This window comes from Natronomonas halophila (genome assembly GCF_013391085.1).
In the GTDB taxonomy this organism is placed as follows: Archaea; Halobacteriota; Halobacteria; order Halobacteriales; family Haloarculaceae; genus Natronomonas; species Natronomonas halophila.
Map to the genome: position 1 here is coordinate 1,892,252 of NZ_CP058334.1, position 15,160 is coordinate 1,907,411.

17 protein-coding genes are annotated in these 15,160 nt (G+C 65.3%); 8 read left to right on the forward strand and 9 right to left on the reverse strand.

All coding sequences use genetic code 11. The annotated features are described in order from the left end of the window. Positions 1-53 precede the first annotated feature (53 nt). Both HWV23_RS10190 and ftsZ read left to right on the forward strand, forming a co-directional pair. Positions 54-227, forward strand: coding sequence for a ribbon-helix-helix domain-containing protein (locus HWV23_RS10190; protein WP_178290300.1), 174 nt, complete (start codon positions 54-56; stop codon positions 225-227). Between the two features lie 3 nt (positions 228-230). After that, entirely contained in the window at positions 231-1,460 is a 1,230-nt protein-coding gene (gene ftsZ, locus HWV23_RS10195) for a cell division protein FtsZ (RefSeq protein ID WP_178290301.1), read from the forward strand. A 128-nt stretch (positions 1,461-1,588) separates the two neighbouring features. Here ftsZ and ncsA read toward each other — a convergent pair whose 3' ends face one another. The 5 genes from ncsA to HWV23_RS10220 all read right to left on the reverse strand — a co-directional run bounded on the left by ncsA (position 1,589) and on the right by HWV23_RS10220 (position 7,458). Next, on the reverse strand, positions 1,589-2,575 hold the full coding sequence (gene ncsA / locus HWV23_RS10200; protein WP_178290302.1) for a tRNA 2-thiolation protein NcsA: 987 nt from the start codon (positions 2,573-2,575) through the stop codon (positions 1,589-1,591). Between the two features lie 47 nt (positions 2,576-2,622). Beyond that, positions 2,623-2,784 (reverse strand): hypothetical protein, encoded by a 162-nt coding sequence (locus HWV23_RS10205; protein WP_178290303.1) that lies wholly within the window; start codon positions 2,782-2,784, stop codon positions 2,623-2,625. A gap of 251 nt (positions 2,785-3,035) precedes the next feature. Beyond that, the gene (locus tag HWV23_RS10210) at positions 3,036-3,728 is read right to left on the reverse strand and encodes an RAD55 family ATPase (protein WP_178290304.1); all 693 of its coding nucleotides are present in this window, start codon (positions 3,726-3,728) and stop codon (positions 3,036-3,038) included. Further along, positions 3,725-4,306, reverse strand: coding sequence for a response regulator (locus tag HWV23_RS10215; protein ID WP_178290305.1), 582 nt, complete (start codon positions 4,304-4,306; stop codon positions 3,725-3,727). Before HWV23_RS10215 ends, HWV23_RS10210 begins: the two co-directional genes overlap by 4 nt. 5 nt (positions 4,307-4,311) lie before the next feature. Continuing rightward, on the reverse strand, positions 4,312-7,458 hold the full coding sequence (locus HWV23_RS10220; RefSeq protein ID WP_178290306.1) for a PAS domain S-box protein: 3,147 nt from the start codon (positions 7,456-7,458) through the stop codon (positions 4,312-4,314). A 121-nt stretch (positions 7,459-7,579) separates the two neighbouring features. On the opposite strand from HWV23_RS10220, the gene HWV23_RS10225 reads away from it, so the two are divergent. Continuing rightward, positions 7,580-8,242 carry a DUF7095 family protein gene (locus tag HWV23_RS10225; RefSeq protein ID WP_178290307.1) on the forward strand — a complete coding sequence of 221 codons (663 nt, stop codon included), beginning with the start codon at positions 7,580-7,582 and terminating at the stop codon, positions 8,240-8,242. Between the two features lie 19 nt (positions 8,243-8,261). Here the strand turns inward: HWV23_RS10225 and HWV23_RS10230 are convergent, their stop codons facing one another. Beyond that, positions 8,262-8,597 (reverse strand): winged helix-turn-helix transcriptional regulator, encoded by a 336-nt coding sequence (locus tag HWV23_RS10230; RefSeq protein ID WP_178290308.1) that lies wholly within the window; start codon positions 8,595-8,597, stop codon positions 8,262-8,264. Between the two features lie 137 nt (positions 8,598-8,734). Here HWV23_RS10230 and HWV23_RS10235 point away from each other — a divergent pair, with 137 nt between their 5' ends. Continuing rightward, the gene (locus tag HWV23_RS10235; RefSeq protein WP_178290309.1) at positions 8,735-9,373 is read left to right on the forward strand and encodes an NAD(P)-dependent oxidoreductase; all 639 of its coding nucleotides are present in this window, start codon (positions 8,735-8,737) and stop codon (positions 9,371-9,373) included. A 93-nt stretch (positions 9,374-9,466) separates the two neighbouring features. Here HWV23_RS10235 and HWV23_RS10240 read toward each other — a convergent pair whose 3' ends face one another. Next, on the reverse strand, positions 9,467-9,604 hold the full coding sequence (locus HWV23_RS10240) for a hypothetical protein (protein WP_178290310.1): 138 nt from the start codon (positions 9,602-9,604) through the stop codon (positions 9,467-9,469). A gap of 119 nt (positions 9,605-9,723) precedes the next feature. Between HWV23_RS10240 and HWV23_RS10245 the strand changes: the two genes are divergently transcribed. The 4 genes from HWV23_RS10245 to HWV23_RS10260 all read left to right on the forward strand — a co-directional run bounded on the left by HWV23_RS10245 (position 9,724) and on the right by HWV23_RS10260 (position 13,012). Beyond that, entirely contained in the window at positions 9,724-10,488 is a 765-nt protein-coding gene (locus tag HWV23_RS10245; RefSeq protein ID WP_178290311.1) for a nucleotide-binding protein, read from the forward strand. Further along, positions 10,485-11,018, forward strand: coding sequence for a DUF8054 family protein (locus HWV23_RS10250; RefSeq protein ID WP_178290312.1), 534 nt, complete (start codon positions 10,485-10,487; stop codon positions 11,016-11,018). Before HWV23_RS10245 ends, HWV23_RS10250 begins: the two co-directional genes overlap by 4 nt. A gap of 62 nt (positions 11,019-11,080) precedes the next feature. After that, complete coding sequence (locus HWV23_RS10255; RefSeq protein WP_178290313.1) at positions 11,081-11,662, forward strand: LURP-one-related/scramblase family protein; 582 nt, start codon at positions 11,081-11,083, stop codon at positions 11,660-11,662. A 36-nt stretch (positions 11,663-11,698) separates the two neighbouring features. Continuing rightward, positions 11,699-13,012, forward strand: coding sequence for a phosphoribosylamine--glycine ligase (locus HWV23_RS10260; RefSeq protein ID WP_178290314.1), 1,314 nt, complete (start codon positions 11,699-11,701; stop codon positions 13,010-13,012). Between the two features lie 18 nt (positions 13,013-13,030). Here the strand turns inward: HWV23_RS10260 and HWV23_RS10265 are convergent, their stop codons facing one another. Further along, positions 13,031-14,497: an amidohydrolase family protein gene (locus HWV23_RS10265; RefSeq protein WP_178290315.1), complete on the reverse strand. Its 1,467-nt coding sequence runs from the start codon at positions 14,495-14,497 to the stop codon at positions 13,031-13,033. Continuing rightward, positions 14,494-15,144: a helix-turn-helix domain-containing protein gene (locus tag HWV23_RS10270; RefSeq protein ID WP_178291646.1), complete on the reverse strand. Its 651-nt coding sequence runs from the start codon at positions 15,142-15,144 to the stop codon at positions 14,494-14,496. The genes HWV23_RS10265 and HWV23_RS10270 overlap by 4 nt, the downstream gene beginning before the upstream one ends. Positions 15,145-15,160 lie beyond the last annotated feature (16 nt).

Genomic DNA, 15,160 nt, shown 5'->3' on the forward strand with positions numbered 1-15,160 from the left:
AAGCGAACGCGTGTGCAACGCCGTCTTACCCACAGACAGAGGGGAAATACAATATGGAGCGTGTGACACTACGGATTCCGAAGCAGCAGATCGAAGAGGTCGAACGCATGGTCGATACGGGCGAGTTCCCGAATCGGAGCGAGGCGATTCGCTCCGCCGTGCGCGAGATGCTCAATGAACAGGACGCCGAATCACGGGACAGCAACCGCCCGTGGGCCAAGGTGTAGACGATGCAGGACATCGTCAACTCCGCACTCGAGAACGCGGAGAAAGAATCCCGAGAGGTCGGCGACAGCGACGACGGTAGCGATTTCGGTGACCCCCGAATCGTCATCGTCGGCGCTGGCGGTGCCGGTAACAACACCGTCAACCGGCTGTACAACATCGGCGTCGATGGCGCGGATACCGTCGCCATCAACACCGACAAACAGCACCTGCAGATGATCGAGGCCGACACCAAAATCCTCGTGGGCAAGTCGCTCACGCAGGGGCTCGGTGCCGGCGGTGACCCGTCGATGGGCGAACGCGCCACCGAGATGGCGCAGGGCACCATCAAGGAAGTCCTCGGTGACGCGGACCTCGTCTTCGTCACGGCGGGCATGGGTGGCGGCACCGGTACTGGTGCGGCCCCGGTCGTCTCGAAAATCGCCAAAGAGCAGGGCGCTATCGTCGTGGGCATGGTCTCGACGCCGTTCAACGTCGAGCGCGCCCGGACGGTCAAGGCCGAGGAAGGACTGGAGAAGCTTCGCGGCGAAGCCGACTCCATCATCGTCCTCGACAACAACCGCCTGCTCGATTACGTCCCGAACCTGCCCATCGGCAAAGCCTTCTCCGTGATGGACCAGATCATCGCCGAGACGGTCAAGGGCATCAGCGAGACCATCACTCAGCCGTCCCTGATTAACCTGGACTACGCGGACATGTCCGCGATAATGAATCAGGGCGGCGTCGCGGTGATGCTCGTCGGGGAGACCCAGGACAAGAACAAGACCGAAGAGGTGGTCAACGACGCGATGAACCACCCGCTGCTCGACGTCGACTACCGCGGCGCCTCGGGCGGACTGGTCCACATCACCGGCGGCCCCGACCTCACGCTGAACGAGGCCGAGGGCATCGCCAGCAGCATCACCGAACGCCTCGAAGCCTCCGCGAACGTCATCTGGGGCGCCCGCATCGAGGACGCCTACAAGGGCAAGGTCCGCGTCATGGCCATCATGACCGGCGTCCAGTCGGCCCAGATCCTCGGTCCGACGACCCAGAAACAGGCCGACGCCTCCCGGCAGGCCATCGACTCGGTGGACGAAGACGAGTTCGCCTCGACGCCGCCCGAAAGCTCGACGGAGACGGGCACGGCCGGCGGCCGCGGCGCCTCCGGCAACTCCGGCGGCTTCAGCCGCAGTGAAACCGACGGCGGCCGCTCGGAAGCCGAGAAGAACAACGGACTTGACGTAATCCGATAAGTCTTAATTTCGATACTTTCTTTTGACCGCTACTGATTGCGATTAGCTCCAGCAATAGTCAGCTATATTCTCTGACAATAACCGCGTAAAACGACGTGTATGACGCTCGGCTGACGGCAGATAGAGGTTCAGTCGCCGGTCTCGGCTAATTCGCCACCGACTGCGTCAACGAGTTCGCATTTCCGACAGACGTCGTTGTTCGTCGGCGCGCCACAGCGGTCACAGTCGCCGCGCGGCCCCTCGTCGCCGCCGCGGTAGGCCTCGGCCGCCAGCTTCGCCAGTTCCTCGTAGCCGGACATGATGGAGTGGCGGGTGCCGGGATGGTCGTCTTCGAGGTCGTGGATGTGCTGTTGAATCTCGCCGCGGTAGGCCTCGCTGGCGTGGGGACATTCGGCCATATGCGAGGGGAGGTCCTTCAGGTGCGCATAGAGGGCGACCTCCTTTTCGGGGATGTCCCGAAGCGGCTTGGCGCGGGGAACGAAGGGGTCGTCGTCGATTTCGCGGTCCTCGAAACTGCCCAGCGAGGCGTCGAAGTGTTTGGCGACCTGCTGGATGTCGCCCGACAGCAGGTTCATCATCGCGGTCTGGGCCTCGTCGTCGAGGTTGTGGCCCGTCAGGAGTTTGTCGGCGCCGTACTCCTCGGCGTACTGGGAGAGTGCGTCCCGGCGGAAGACCCCACAGTAGGCACAGGGGGCCATATCGAGGGGGTCCTCGGCGGCGACGTCGTCCATCTGGAGGCCGTATTCGTCGGCATACGAGACGACCTCGTGTTCGATAGAGAGGTCGTCGGTCAACTCGATGCAGGCGTCCAGCGAGGCGTCGCGGTAGCCCTCGATACCCTCGTGAATCGTGAGCGCGACCAGTTCGACGCGGGGGTCCTTCGCGAAGATGTCGTCGAGAATGTGGGTGAGGACGACGCTGTCCTTGCCGCCGGAGAGGCCGATGAGCCACGTTTCCGGGTCCTCGGGCGTGGCCTCGGCCGAGAGCAGGGCGTCATCGCGAATCCGTTTGCGGACCCGGGAGTCGACCGACCGACAGAAATGTTCCTCACAGAGGTGCATGCCCGAGTAGGCGGCGTGCATGACCGCCTCGTCGCCGCATTTGTCGCACTCCATTAGCGGCTACTTGCCGATTCGACGGGATACGGGTTTCGCTCTGATGCTCATCCGGTCTCTTCCGTAATGTGGACCCGGGCGCTCGCGACGACCCCCCACACGAAAAGCCACGTAAAAAGGACGATGAACGTAACCATCGTCGAGGAAAGCAGGCCAAGCGGCTCCGTCAGGTCGAACAGCACCGGGTACGACAGCAGGCTGAAAACCACGGCAACGAATCCGCCCATAACACACTCCAGACACTGCCAGACGGTGCTAAATCGAGGGGTACCGCTCTGGACCTTTCGGGGACGCCCTCCCGCGCTGTTTGGTGTGTTCATTCACACCACTATTCTGGACCTTCATGCTAATTCATTATAAATATGTCGCACACATCGCTGTAGCATCGTTGCCTCGAATAACCGATGTACGTGCCCTCCCGTGGTCTCGGCGGCGGTTTGGGTCACGCGGGCGGAACCGATTAGAAGGAGACCCAGGTTCGCGGCGCGTCCGGGAGGCCGACCACGCGCATCTCGCGGGTGCCGTCGTCGGCCTCGCGCAGTTCGACGACGGCGTCGAAAAGCGACGTGAGGGTGTTTACCTCCTGAGTGTTCTGTGTCGTCGGGTCGAGGGTGGCGATGCCGAGGTAGTTGGCCGCGGAGACGCGGCCGGTGATTGTATGGAGGAAATTGAACATCCGCTGGCTGTCGGCGTACTGGAGTATCGTCGACAGCGACAGCACCGACAGTCGCAGGCCGGCCTCTACCTCGCGGCCGATATCGCGGGTGCATTTGACGATGCCCATCCCGATGCCCGTCAGGTCGCCGGGCGAACCGACGTATTTGATGGCCTCGGTGTCGTCCATCGACCCCTTCCCGGTCGCGCCCGTACAGTCGACGACGTGGAGCCTGTCGGGGTCGCCGTCCGGGAGTCCCTCGTAGGTCGACCGGAGCCGGTCACCGTCGGTGTCGGGCGTGATGGCGATGGCGTGTTCGTCCGGCGTGCCGACGGCGAGCAGTTCGAGCGCGAGGCGGCGCTTGCCGAGCATCGGCGGCCCGGAGATGAGGACGTTGGTCCCGGCGGAAACGGTATCGAACCCGGAGACCGGAACGACGTCGCCGACGTGGTAGGAGTCGGCCCTGGCGACGGCGCCCTGAAAGCCGTCCGAACTCATTCGCCGTCCTCCTCGAACTCCCTGAGGGCGCCGACGAACGTCGCGTCATCGAGCAGGCGGTCCTGCTCGCCGTCCAGGTCGGCCTTCAGGTCGTCGATGCGCTCCTGAAGGTCGGTGTAGGCCTCGCTTTGGGCCAGTTCCTTCTCGGTTTTCTGCTCTTCGAGCATGGCCCGTTTCGCCAGCAGCGACCGATACTCGCGGACCTTCTCGGCGCGCTCGCTCCGTTCGAGCAGGTCGTCGATGGTCTTGCGCAGTTCGTCGGCCGTCGGGGGTTTCGTGATGTAGTCGTCGAAGCCCATCTCGATGATGTCGAAATCGGGGTCGACGGCGCTGACGATGGCGACGGGACAGTCGTAGCCGCGGTCGCGAATCTCCGCGAGCACCTCGTCGCCGGACATGCCGGGCATCATGCGGTCGAGCAACACCACGCCGACGTCCTCGTCGAGTTGTTCGAGGGCGTCCGCGCCGGAGTCGGCCAGTCGAACCTCGTAGTCGAGGTCGAGCCAGAGCTTGTACGTCTCCGCGACGTCGGGTTCGTCCTCGACAACGAGTACGACCGGGTCGTCCGTCGCGTCCATACCGGTCATTGTGCTTCCCCCGGTTTGCCTCTTTGGTCGTCCGTGGTGTCCGCCCGCTGGAGGTCGATGACGAAGGCCGCGCCCGGGTCGTTGTCCTCGATGTGGATATCGCCGCCGTAGGCGTCGACCATCGCGTCGACGAAGAAGAGGCCGAAGCCGGACCCCGAGGATTTCGCGTGGGTCTCCCCGCGCCGGAACACCATCTCGTGCTGTTCGGCCGGAATACCGCGGCCGTTGTCCGCGATGCGAACCCGGACGCGTCCGTCGACGCGTTCGGCGCTGGCGTGGATGCGGAGCCCCGCGGTTTCGTTGTGCTCGATGGAGTTGCGAACGATGTTCCCGAGGACGTCACCGAGCAGTTCGTCGGCCCGGACCTGAAGGCCCTCGGGAAGCGAGGTTTCGAACTCGACGTCCGGATAGGTCTGGCCGATGCGGTCGAGTTCCGCCTCCAGCAACCGCGTGACGTCGACGGGCTCCAGCGTGACGCCTTCCTGGCCGCTGAGGGCGTTCAGCACGGTCTGGACCCGCTCGACGAAATCCGTGATGTCGTCACACCACCGGCGGATTGTCTCGGCGTAGTCGCCGTGGTCGCCGTCGAGTTCTTCTTCGAGGATTTCCGCGCGGGCGCCGATGACGGTCATGCCGTTGAGGACGTCGTGGCGGAGGATGCTGTTGATGAACTCCATCTGTGAACTGCGGGTCTCCAGTTCGGCTTCGCGTTCGATTCGGTCGAGGGCCGCCTCGACGTTGCCGGCGAGGATGTTCATCAGGTAGCGGTCGGTCTCGGAGATGGCCTCGCCTTCCAGCGTCGCGAACCCGAGCAGGCCGTGGTCGCCGACCGGTGCGAGCACGACCGTTCCGAGCGGCATGTCGACGGCTCCGTCGCGGGTTTGATAGTCGTCCGCGATACGCGTCTCGCCCGCTCGGAAGGTTCGCATCTCGACGGAGTCGTCATCGATTGTCGGGATGCCGTCCATGCCGTGTTCGGCGGTGAACGCGCGGACCTCGTCGGTCATCTGTTGGGGAACGAGCGCGTCACTGACCGAATCGTACTGCCAGTAGACCGCGAACGGCCGCCCCAGTACGTCACCGGCGATATCGACGGCCATCGACTCGGCTTCCGTCGCGACCGAGGTGTCGGCCAACTTCAGGGTGGCCTGCTGGAGCGTGCGAATCTGCCGTTCCTGCCGTTTCCGCTCGGAGATGTCGCGAACGATACCCGTAAACAGCCGGCTGTCGTCCAGTTCGAGTTCGCCGAAGGAGACCTCGATATCGACCTCGTGGCCGTCGGCGTGGCGTCCGGGGAGTTCGATGCCGCTCCAGTCGAGGGCGCGCTCGCCGGTGTCGAGATAGCGCTGTATCCCCTCACGGTGCTGTTCGCGGAGGTGTTCGGGAATAATCGTCGTCAGCGACTCGCCTTCCAGTTCGTCGGGGTCGTACCCGAGGATGTCCTCGATGGCCTGACTCGCGAACTGCACCGTACTCGATTCGTCGATGGAGACGATGCCGACCGGCGAGTTCTCCGTGAGTGCGCGGAACCGCGCGCGGGACTGTTCGAGTTCGCGTTCGCGTTCGGCCCGGTCGAGCGCCGCCCGCGCGTTCAGCCCGAGGATTTCGGCCTGTCGAACGTCCATCTCCGGTATCGCGCCCGGTTCCGGGCGGCCGACTACCAGCAGTCCCTGGTCGCCGAGCGGTATCAACAGGACGGCGCCGAACGGCCCGTCGAAAGTGCGGTTTTCGACCGTCCGGTAGTTCTCGACGACACGGGTTTCCCCCGCCCGGAACACCTCCATGCCGAGCGCGTCGTCCTCGGCAATCGGGTCGAGGTCGGAAACCGATTCGACGTTCAACAGGTCTTTGCTGGAGTCGGTTATCCCGACCGCGACGAGGTGGTCGGCCGCCTCGTCGTAGCGCCACATCATCGACAGCGGGCAGTCGAGGACGTCCTTGGCGATGTCGACGGTCGTTTCGGCGACTCCCTCGGTCGTGGTCGCGTAGGTCAGCCGACGACTCGCGTTGTGGAGGTCCTCGATGCGCCGTTTCTGTTCGTGCTGTTCGGTGATGTCCATCGCGGTGCCGATGACCTGTGTCACCTCGTCGTTCTCGTAGACGGGGGTCAGCCACGCTTCGAGCACCACGGTACCGAGGTCGACGGTCCGATGGACGGTGTTGCCGTCGAGGGCCTGCTCGATGCCGTCGATGACGTTCGGGAGGCCCGCGTACATCTCGAACATCGAGTCCCCGACGGCTTCGCCCGGTTCGAGGCCGAGGGCTTCGAGGCCCTTCCCCTCCGAGAGGGTAATCGTCCCGTCTTCCTCGAAGACGAACAGCATGATGGGGACGTTCTCGATGATGGTCGCGAGGCGTCGTGCCCGCTCTCTGGACTCGGTGATGTCGCGGACGATGGCGACGCTGCCGCCGTCCTCCATCCGTGTCAGCGTCAACTCCTGTGGGAAGGTGCTGTCGTCCACACGCTGGCCGGTCGATTCGCCCCGCCACTCGTTTCGGGATTTGAGTTCCGGGAACACCTCCTCTTCGATACGGGCGGCCTCCGAGGGCGGATAGCAGCGTTCCCAGGGTTCGCCGACCAGTTCCTCGGGGTCATCGTAGCCGTACATCTCGGCGAAGGCCCCGTTGACCGTGACGTACTCGCCGCGGTCGTTCAGGATGGCGATGCCGTCGGTGGCGGTTTCGAGCGCGCGCTGGGTCCGGCGTGTCACCCGGTGTTGCTGTCGTCGTCGGGCATCGTAGTAGCCCGCGAGGGTGCCGCCGGCGGCGCCGAGCGGCGCGGTAAAGAGCGCGGCGTAGGCGCCGACGGTGAGCGGGTTGCTCGCGACGACGAGCGCAGTCGTCGAGAGGACGACGGCGAAAAGCACCGCGGTCGCGGCCGTCCAGGTGGTGACGACGATAACGTCGTCGCCGGTCAGGTCCGTCCGGTGGAGTCGAACGCCGCCGGCGACGATGGCCAGCGATGCCACCAGCGGCACCGCGGCCCGCACCGTATCGAACCCGGACGTGCCGATGAACGCACCGGCGACCGAGAGGACGGCAAGCAGTACACCGATTCCGATAACCGAACACTTCCGCAGGCAGTCGCCGATGCCCGTAGTCCGCTCGGCCCGCCCGCCGAGTTCGGGCGCTTCGGTCGTCATTATATGTGGTCTATGGCGAAAACGTAAAGCAATTGTCTAGAATTCGGCATGGTGTCCCATGCTAGTACGGTACCGATACCGTCCGTGAGGGTTTTGCCTCGTGGCCGACTACCGCTTGCCGATGAGTTTCAGCCGCGAGGAGGCCGTCGCCCGCCTGCGCGAAATCGTCGAGACGGTTCGCGCCGAACCGATGGCCGTCCCCGTCCGCGAGGTGTGGGTCTACGGCGACGTCGTGTTGGGGATGGACCCCATCGAGCGCCTCGACGTCTACGTCACGAAGGACCTGCTGTTCAAGGACGAACCCGACCGCGAGGCGGACTTCGAGAAACGCCTCGGCGTCTCGGGGGTCGGCAAGACGGTCGCCGCGGCGTGGGCCGAGGAGTTCCCGGAGTACGTTCGCGCGAACGCCAACGGCCACGTCGCTCCCGAGAAATGCCTCGCGGCCCACCTGCTCGAAGACGACGAACCCATCCACCTCGAAGTGTGCAATACCGGCTTCGAGAACAACGTCACCCAGCGGCTCAAGGGCGCCCGCGCCCGCGACGATTACACGCAACTGCTCGACCCGCGGGCGGCCTGTCTGTGGGTCGACGACGAGGACGGCGGACAGGTCAGCGAGGAAGCGTTCCGCAAACTCGAGGAGGGGGAGTTCGTCTTCCCGACGCTGTCGGCCTCTCTGGAGATGCTCGGGATGGACGAGGACGAAGCGGACGAGGCCGCCGACGAACTGCGGGCCTATCAGGACCAGCAGGACGGCGTGACGGTTCGCGGCGACGTGGTGTAGGCGGTGCTTGGCTCGGCGGTCACTCCTCGTCGAGAATCCACTTTTCGCCCCACTCGGAGATTTCGTCGAAGGCCGAGAGGAGTTCCCGCCCCTTCGGCGTCAGCGAGTAGTAGACGGCGACCGGGCTCCCCTCGTCGACGCGGCGTTCGACGTATCCTTTCTCCCCGAGGTCATCGAGCACGCGGGACAGCGTCTGTGAGTTCGCGCCCGTCGCCCGCTTGAGTTCGTTGAACCGGAGTTCGCCCTCACGGAGGACGTGGATGACGGTCATCCGCCAGCGGGACCCGACCTCTTCGAGGGTTTTGATGACCGGACAACCGTCGTATTTCGCTTCGAGCGTAGCATCCGATGACATCTGTGTGACCTGGTCAGACGAACGTTCGCTGACCTATATTACGGTCTCGGTCCTTGACCAGGTATGATGATGTAACCGCAGCGCGCGGGCATCATCACGGCATCGGACGACAGCTAGCAGCGACGCACCTCACTACCATGGACGTACTACTACTCGGCGCGAGCGGACGAATCGGCCAACGAACAGCGACGGAACTCCTCGACCGCGGCCACGCCGTCACCGGCGTCTCCCGAAGCGGGACCGTCGACGACATCGACGACGACGAGTTCGTCGCCGTCGCCGGGGACGCGACCGACCCCGACGACGTGGCGAAACTCGCGACGGGCCACGACGCCGTGGTGTCGACGCTCGGTCCGAGCGGCGACGCAGCCCCCGACATCCTCACGGACATGATCGAGGCCGTAATCGAGGGGCTGCGCCGCGCGGACGTCGACCGCCTCGTCTGGACGGGCGGCGCCGGCGGCCTCAAGGTCGGCCCGGAGACGCTGCTCATCGAAACCGAGGAGTTCCCCGAGGAGTGGGAGCCGGTCGCCCGCGTGGCCATCGAGGCCTACGACATCCTCAGCGAGGCCGACGATTTGGCGTGGACGTACGTCGCGCCGGCCGCGCTTATCGAACCCGGCGAGCGAACCGGCGAGTACCGGACCGCCGACCGCGAACTCGTGGCCGACGAGGAGGGGGACAGTTACATCTCGATGGAGGACTTCGCCGTCGCCCTCGTGGACGAACTCGAAAGCGAAAACGCCGTCCACACTTATCTCGGCACCGGGTACTGAGCGCGGCAGCTACCCATCCAATCGTGGCGTCGCGTGCCCGAACCGAACGCTATGCGGTTCGACGGGACGGCAAAACGAGAATGAAAGCGGACGTTATCGAAGGTCCGGGACGAGCGCTGCTTCTACCTCGTCGGCGTCGTAGCGCTTGAGCTGGCCGCCGTCGGCGCGGATGGTGGTGGTTTCGTCCTGCGGCATGACCGGGACCATAGGTTCGATCTCGTCGGGGGTCATCTACTACCATCCACAATGTGCATAGTCTTAAACCTTCATGATTGTTAGTCAAAGATGCGGCAAGTATTGTCGGGCGGGCATCCGAAGCCTTATATCCGAATACGAAACAGTCGAAAGTAATGGTCGAGGCGTTCGCCGTCGCGTCGGGGAAGGGCGGGACGGGCAAGACGACGAGCACGCTCGCCCTGGGGATGGCGCTGGCCGAGGAGTACGACGTCACGGTCGTCGACGCCGACACCGGGATGGCGAACCTGCTCTTTCATACCGGCCTCGCCGAGGCCGACACGACGCTCCACGACGTGCTGGTCGACGGCGGCGCACCCGTCGAGGACGCGACCTACGAGCGGTTCGGAATGCGTGTCGTCCCCTGCGGCACCTCGCTTGCGGCCTTCGAGGCCGCCGACCCCGAACGCCTCCGGGACGCCGTCGCCGAACTCGCCGCTGACACCGACGTCCTCCTTTTGGACTCGCCAGCGACGCTGGCCTCCAAAAGCGCCGTCCTTCCAATCGTCCTCGCGGACCGCGTGGTCGTCGTCCTCCAGCCGACGATTCCGGCCATCTCGGACGGCCTGAAGGTTCAGGAGTACGCCCTCTCGTACGGTTCGGATATCGCCGGCACGTTGTTCAACCGAGTCACGGGCGACATCGACGACGCCGCCGAGAAGGCCGACCGCTACTTCGAGGGGCCGCAGTTGGCACGGATTCCCGAAAGCGACGCCGTCCGGGAGGCACGGGCGGCCGGCCAACCGTTGCTCGCTCACGCACCCGAGACACCGGCGGCCGCCGCCTACCGGGAGGCTGCCTCCGCACTCGACGTCCGTGACGGCGACAGCGACGCGGTCGCCGAGCGGTTCCGCACCGCGGTCATCCCCGACCCGCCATGATTCCCGAGGGCGACCTTCTGCGCTCGCGGGTCGTCACGGACCTCGCGCCCGCCCTCGAAGACGTGCTGGACCGCCGACTGGACGGCTATGCGGTCCTCGCGCCCCGGGACGCCCTGCTCGGCGCGGACGGCACCGACGCCGACCGTGGCGTTCTCACCTTCGAATCCGGGGTCCCGACGCTGGCCTACCACGCCGGCACCGACCGCGGCGGCCCCGCCGCGCTGGCCGATATCGGTCCCGGCCCGTATCGCCTCGAACTCTACGCGCTGGATGCCACGCATCTGGGGGTGGCCCACGAAACCGAGGGCCTCCGGGTTCCGCCGGGGATGGCCGCCGAGCGACTGGCCGGCGACGGCGCGCTGGCCGACCGGGTCCGGAAGGCGACCGACGAGGACGACGCCGAGGCGGACGGCGCCCTCGACGCGTTCCTCGACAACGAGGCCGCAATCGAGGACATCCGCGAGTCCGCGCGCTCGGAGGCGGCGGCCCGCGCCGAAGACTGGGGCTTCGAGGACGCCATCGAGGAGTAGGGGGGCGACGACGGTCCGGTATCGGCCGAAGGTTCAAAACCGAAGGCCCACGCACAGGTGGTATGGCACCCTCCAACGACATCGACATCAGCGGGCTGGACCTTTCCGGCGACCGCTACGTCGTCGAACAGAGCCTGATTCGGAACAAGTACGCCGCCTCCGACAGCGATGGCAACACCGTCCTCCGGGGCAAGCAGAAGATGTTCAAACTCAAAGAGGAGTTCCCCTTCGTCGACGCCGACGGCGAGGAGGTCTTCACCGTCAAGGCCGGCAGCGTCATGGACGTCGCCGGCAACTACGTTCTCTCGGATGCCCGGACCGGTGAGGACCTCGTCATCCTCGATAACGACTTCTCGATGTTTCAGGACACTTGGACGATTCGGGATGCCGACACCGAGGCCGCTATCGCGCGAATCGACTCCCGCGGCGCGCTGGTGACGCTCGCGCGCAACAACCTCCCGTTCGGCGAACTGATTCCGCACAAGTACGAAATCACCGACGCCGACGGCGCCCACGTCGGCAATATCAACGGCAAACTGTCGATTCGCGACCGCTACGAAATCACCATCGACGACGCGAGTTCCGTCCCGAAGGAGGCCGTTATCGCCGCCGCGATGGTCATCGACGCCATCCAGAACAACTGACGGCACGCTTTACCCTCTGGCGAGCGTCTCCAGAGTATGGATTCGAAGAACTTCCTCTTCTGCTCGCTGGACGCCGCCCTCATTGGCGATATCGCCTGGCAGGTCCACAAGGAAGGCCACGACGTCAAGTACTATATCGAGGCCGAAAGCGACCAGGAAATCGCCGACGGCTTCGTCCCGAAAACCGACGACTGGCGGGCCGAAACCGAGTGGGCGGACGTCATCATCTTCGACGACATCTGGGTCGGTAGCGACATCGGCACCGGCGAAATCGCTCAGGAACTCCGCGCGGAAGGCAAGGCCGTCGTCGGCGGGACGCCCACCACCGACAGCCTCGAAGAGGACCGCGGCTACGCGATGGAAGTGCTGGAGGAAAACGGCGTCAACACACTCGAACACCGGGAGTTCTCGGATTTCGACGAGGCCATCGCCTTCGTCCAGGAGAACCCCGCTCCCTACGTCATCAAGCCGCTCGGCGAGGTCCAGAACGTCAAGCGCCTGCTCTACGTCGGCCGCGACGACGACGGCGGCGACGTCGTCGACGTCCTCCGGGCTTACAAGAAGGCTTGGGGCCACCGGATGAAGGGCTTCCAACTGCAGCGGAAGGTCGAGGGCGTCGAAGTCGCGATTTGCGGCTTCTTCAACGGCGACGAGTTCGTCGAACCCATCAACTTCAACTTCGAGCACAAGAAGCTCTTCCCCGGAAACATCGGCCCGCAAACGGGTGAGATGGGTACCTCGATGTTCTGGTCGGGCCGCAACAACCTCTTTGCGCGCACGCTCGGCAAACTCGAAGAGTGGCTGGCCGACGAGGGCTACGTCGGCAGCATCGACGTCAACTGCATCGTCAACGCCAACGGCGTCTATCCGCTGGAGTTCACCCCGCGGTTCGGCTATCCCACTATCACCCTGCAGGAGGAGTCCTTCGAGTCGCCGACCGGGCAGTTCTTCTACGACCTCGCCCACGGCAACGACCCCGACCTGCGGGTCCACAGCGGCTATCAGGTCGGCGTCCGGGTCGTCCTGCCGCCGTTCCCCTTCGACGACGAGGAGACCTACGACGAGAACTCCCGGAATGCGGCGGTGGTCTTTGAAACTGATAGCCGCGAGGGCATCCACATCGAGGACGCGAAGAACGTCGATGGTCAGTGGCGCGTCGCGGGTGACAACGGGATGCCGCTCGTCGTCACCGGCAAGGGCGAGACGATGGGTGAAGCCCGCGAGCAGGCTTACGGCCGCATCGACGATATCGTCATTCCGAACCTCTACTACCGGGACGACATCGGCGAGCGCTGGACCGACGGCGACGGCGACCGGTTGCAGGCGTGGGGCTATCTCGGCCCGGCTTGAGTCGAGTATCGCCCCCTCTCAGTACTCGAAGACGTCCTCGACCGACTGGAGGGCGAGGCGGCCGAGCAGTCGCACCGGCCCCCGCTTCGGCAGGTCCCGGAGTACCTGTCGGGTACCGGGCGGGTCGCTACCCCCGGCGTCGATGTCCCAGTCCGTCTCCGCGGCGAAGCGTTCGACGGCTTGCTCGGCGCGGCGCTGAATCGCGTCGGCATCCAGCGTTCGGACCTCGCCGTCGCGCAGGAGCATCTCGCCGTCGACGATGACCGTCTCGACGTCCGCCGGCGCCGCGTTGTTCACGACGTTCGCCGGGGCGTTCGTCATCGGCGTGAACTTCGGCGCATCGATATCGAGGAGGACGACGTCCGCCCGCTTTCCGGGTTCGAGACTCCCGAGTTCGTCGCCGACGCCGAGCGCGCGGGCGCCCTCAACGGTGAGCATCCGCACCAGTTCCATCGAGGAGTACTGTCCCGCGGTTCGCTTGAGGTTGGCCGCGAGGCGGGCCTGTCGCGCCTCACCGAAGAGGCTGTAGGAGTCGTGCCAGTAGTGGTCGTCGATACCCAACCCGACGTCAACCCCGGCCGCCCGGAGTTCGGGGACGGGCGTCCATTGCATCTCCGGGCCGGGGTTCCAGTAGGCGAACACCGAAGGGCAGTGTGCGACCGAGGCGCCGGCCGCCGCAGTCCGTTCGATGTCCGCCTCGTCGGCGACCCGGAAGTGTGCCGCCACCAGTCGGTCGTCGAGCAGTCCCACCTCGTCGAGTAGCGTGAGGGAGTCGTCCGCCCCGTTTGCCCGCGCCATCGTGTCGCTCTCGTCGAGTTCGAGCAGGTGGGTGTGGACGAGCAGGTCCGGGTACTCGGCGGCGAGGGCGCTGATTCGTTCCCAGAGGTCCCGCGAACACGACCAGTCGTCGTGCGGGCAGATGGTCGCCCGGATTCGTCCGTCGTAGGTGTCGTGGTACTCGTCGATGAACGCCCGAGCGCGGTCGAACTGCTCGTCGACGGGAACGTCCCAGAACAGGTCCGTGACGGCGGGACCGAAGAAGCCGCGCAGGCCGGCCTCGCCGAAGGTTTCGGCGCCCGCCTGCGGGTCGATGTCCATCGAGTTGACCGTGGTGACGCCGCCGACGAGGAAGTTGAGCGCGGCGAGGTCGTACCCCGCCTCGACGAGGTAGTCGAACTCGCCGTCGGCGATTTGCGCATACAGGGCCGTCATGCTCCCCATCAACTCCAGCAGTCCGAGGTCGCTGAACGCGCCCAGAAGCGGCGTCAGTTCGAGATGGGTGTGTGCGTTGACCAGTCCCGGCATCGCCAGCGACCCCTCGCCGTCGATGACGACGTCGGCGTCGGCGTCGCGGTCGCCGGCCTCGGTGGGCCGAACCTCGGCTATTCGGCCGTCCTCGATGCGGACGGTTCCGGACTCGAAGAGTCGGTTCTCGCCGTCGACGGGCAACACGAGCGCGTCGTGAACGAGGATATCTCCCGTCATCGCCGTCCCCCTGTCCTGTAGTGTTCGATTACCGTCGCCTCGGCTTTCCGGAGCAGTTCCCCCGCGGTACTCGTCGAACAGTCGATGACGTCGGCGACGTCCGCAACCGTTCCTTCTCTGGGAACCTCGTAGTAGCCGACCGAAACCGCCGCCTCCAGCGCCGTTTGCTGTCGGTCTGTCAGTCGCGACGGCGAGTGGGCCCGCTCGAACTCGTGGACCGCGTCGATAGTGAGGTCGCCGAACTCCGAGAGGCTCTCGTGAAACGTACTGAGTGCGTCCGCTTCGCCGACCGCCTCGAACCGAACCGCGCCCGTTTCGTGGAAAACGACCGGCGGGATGAAGACGACCTGCGCTTCCGCGATTGCCTCCAGCAGGGCCGCCGAGAACTCGTAGTCGCCCTGCTGGAGGAACGCGTAGGTGCCGTCGGCCTCCGGGACGACGTTGCTGACCACCAGCGAATCGATGCTTTCGATGGCGGTCTCGGTCGCTTCCCGGTCGCCGTCACACCAGAACAGCGTCGTCGCTTCGGCCGTCGGACTCCACGTCAACAGTTCGGCCCGGGTAATCGGCGTCCCTGCCATGATGTGCCGCTGGAGGGGGTGGAGATGCCGGTCCGGATAGGTAACCGAGAACTGGATGCGTTTCATGCCGCCATCGGCGGCC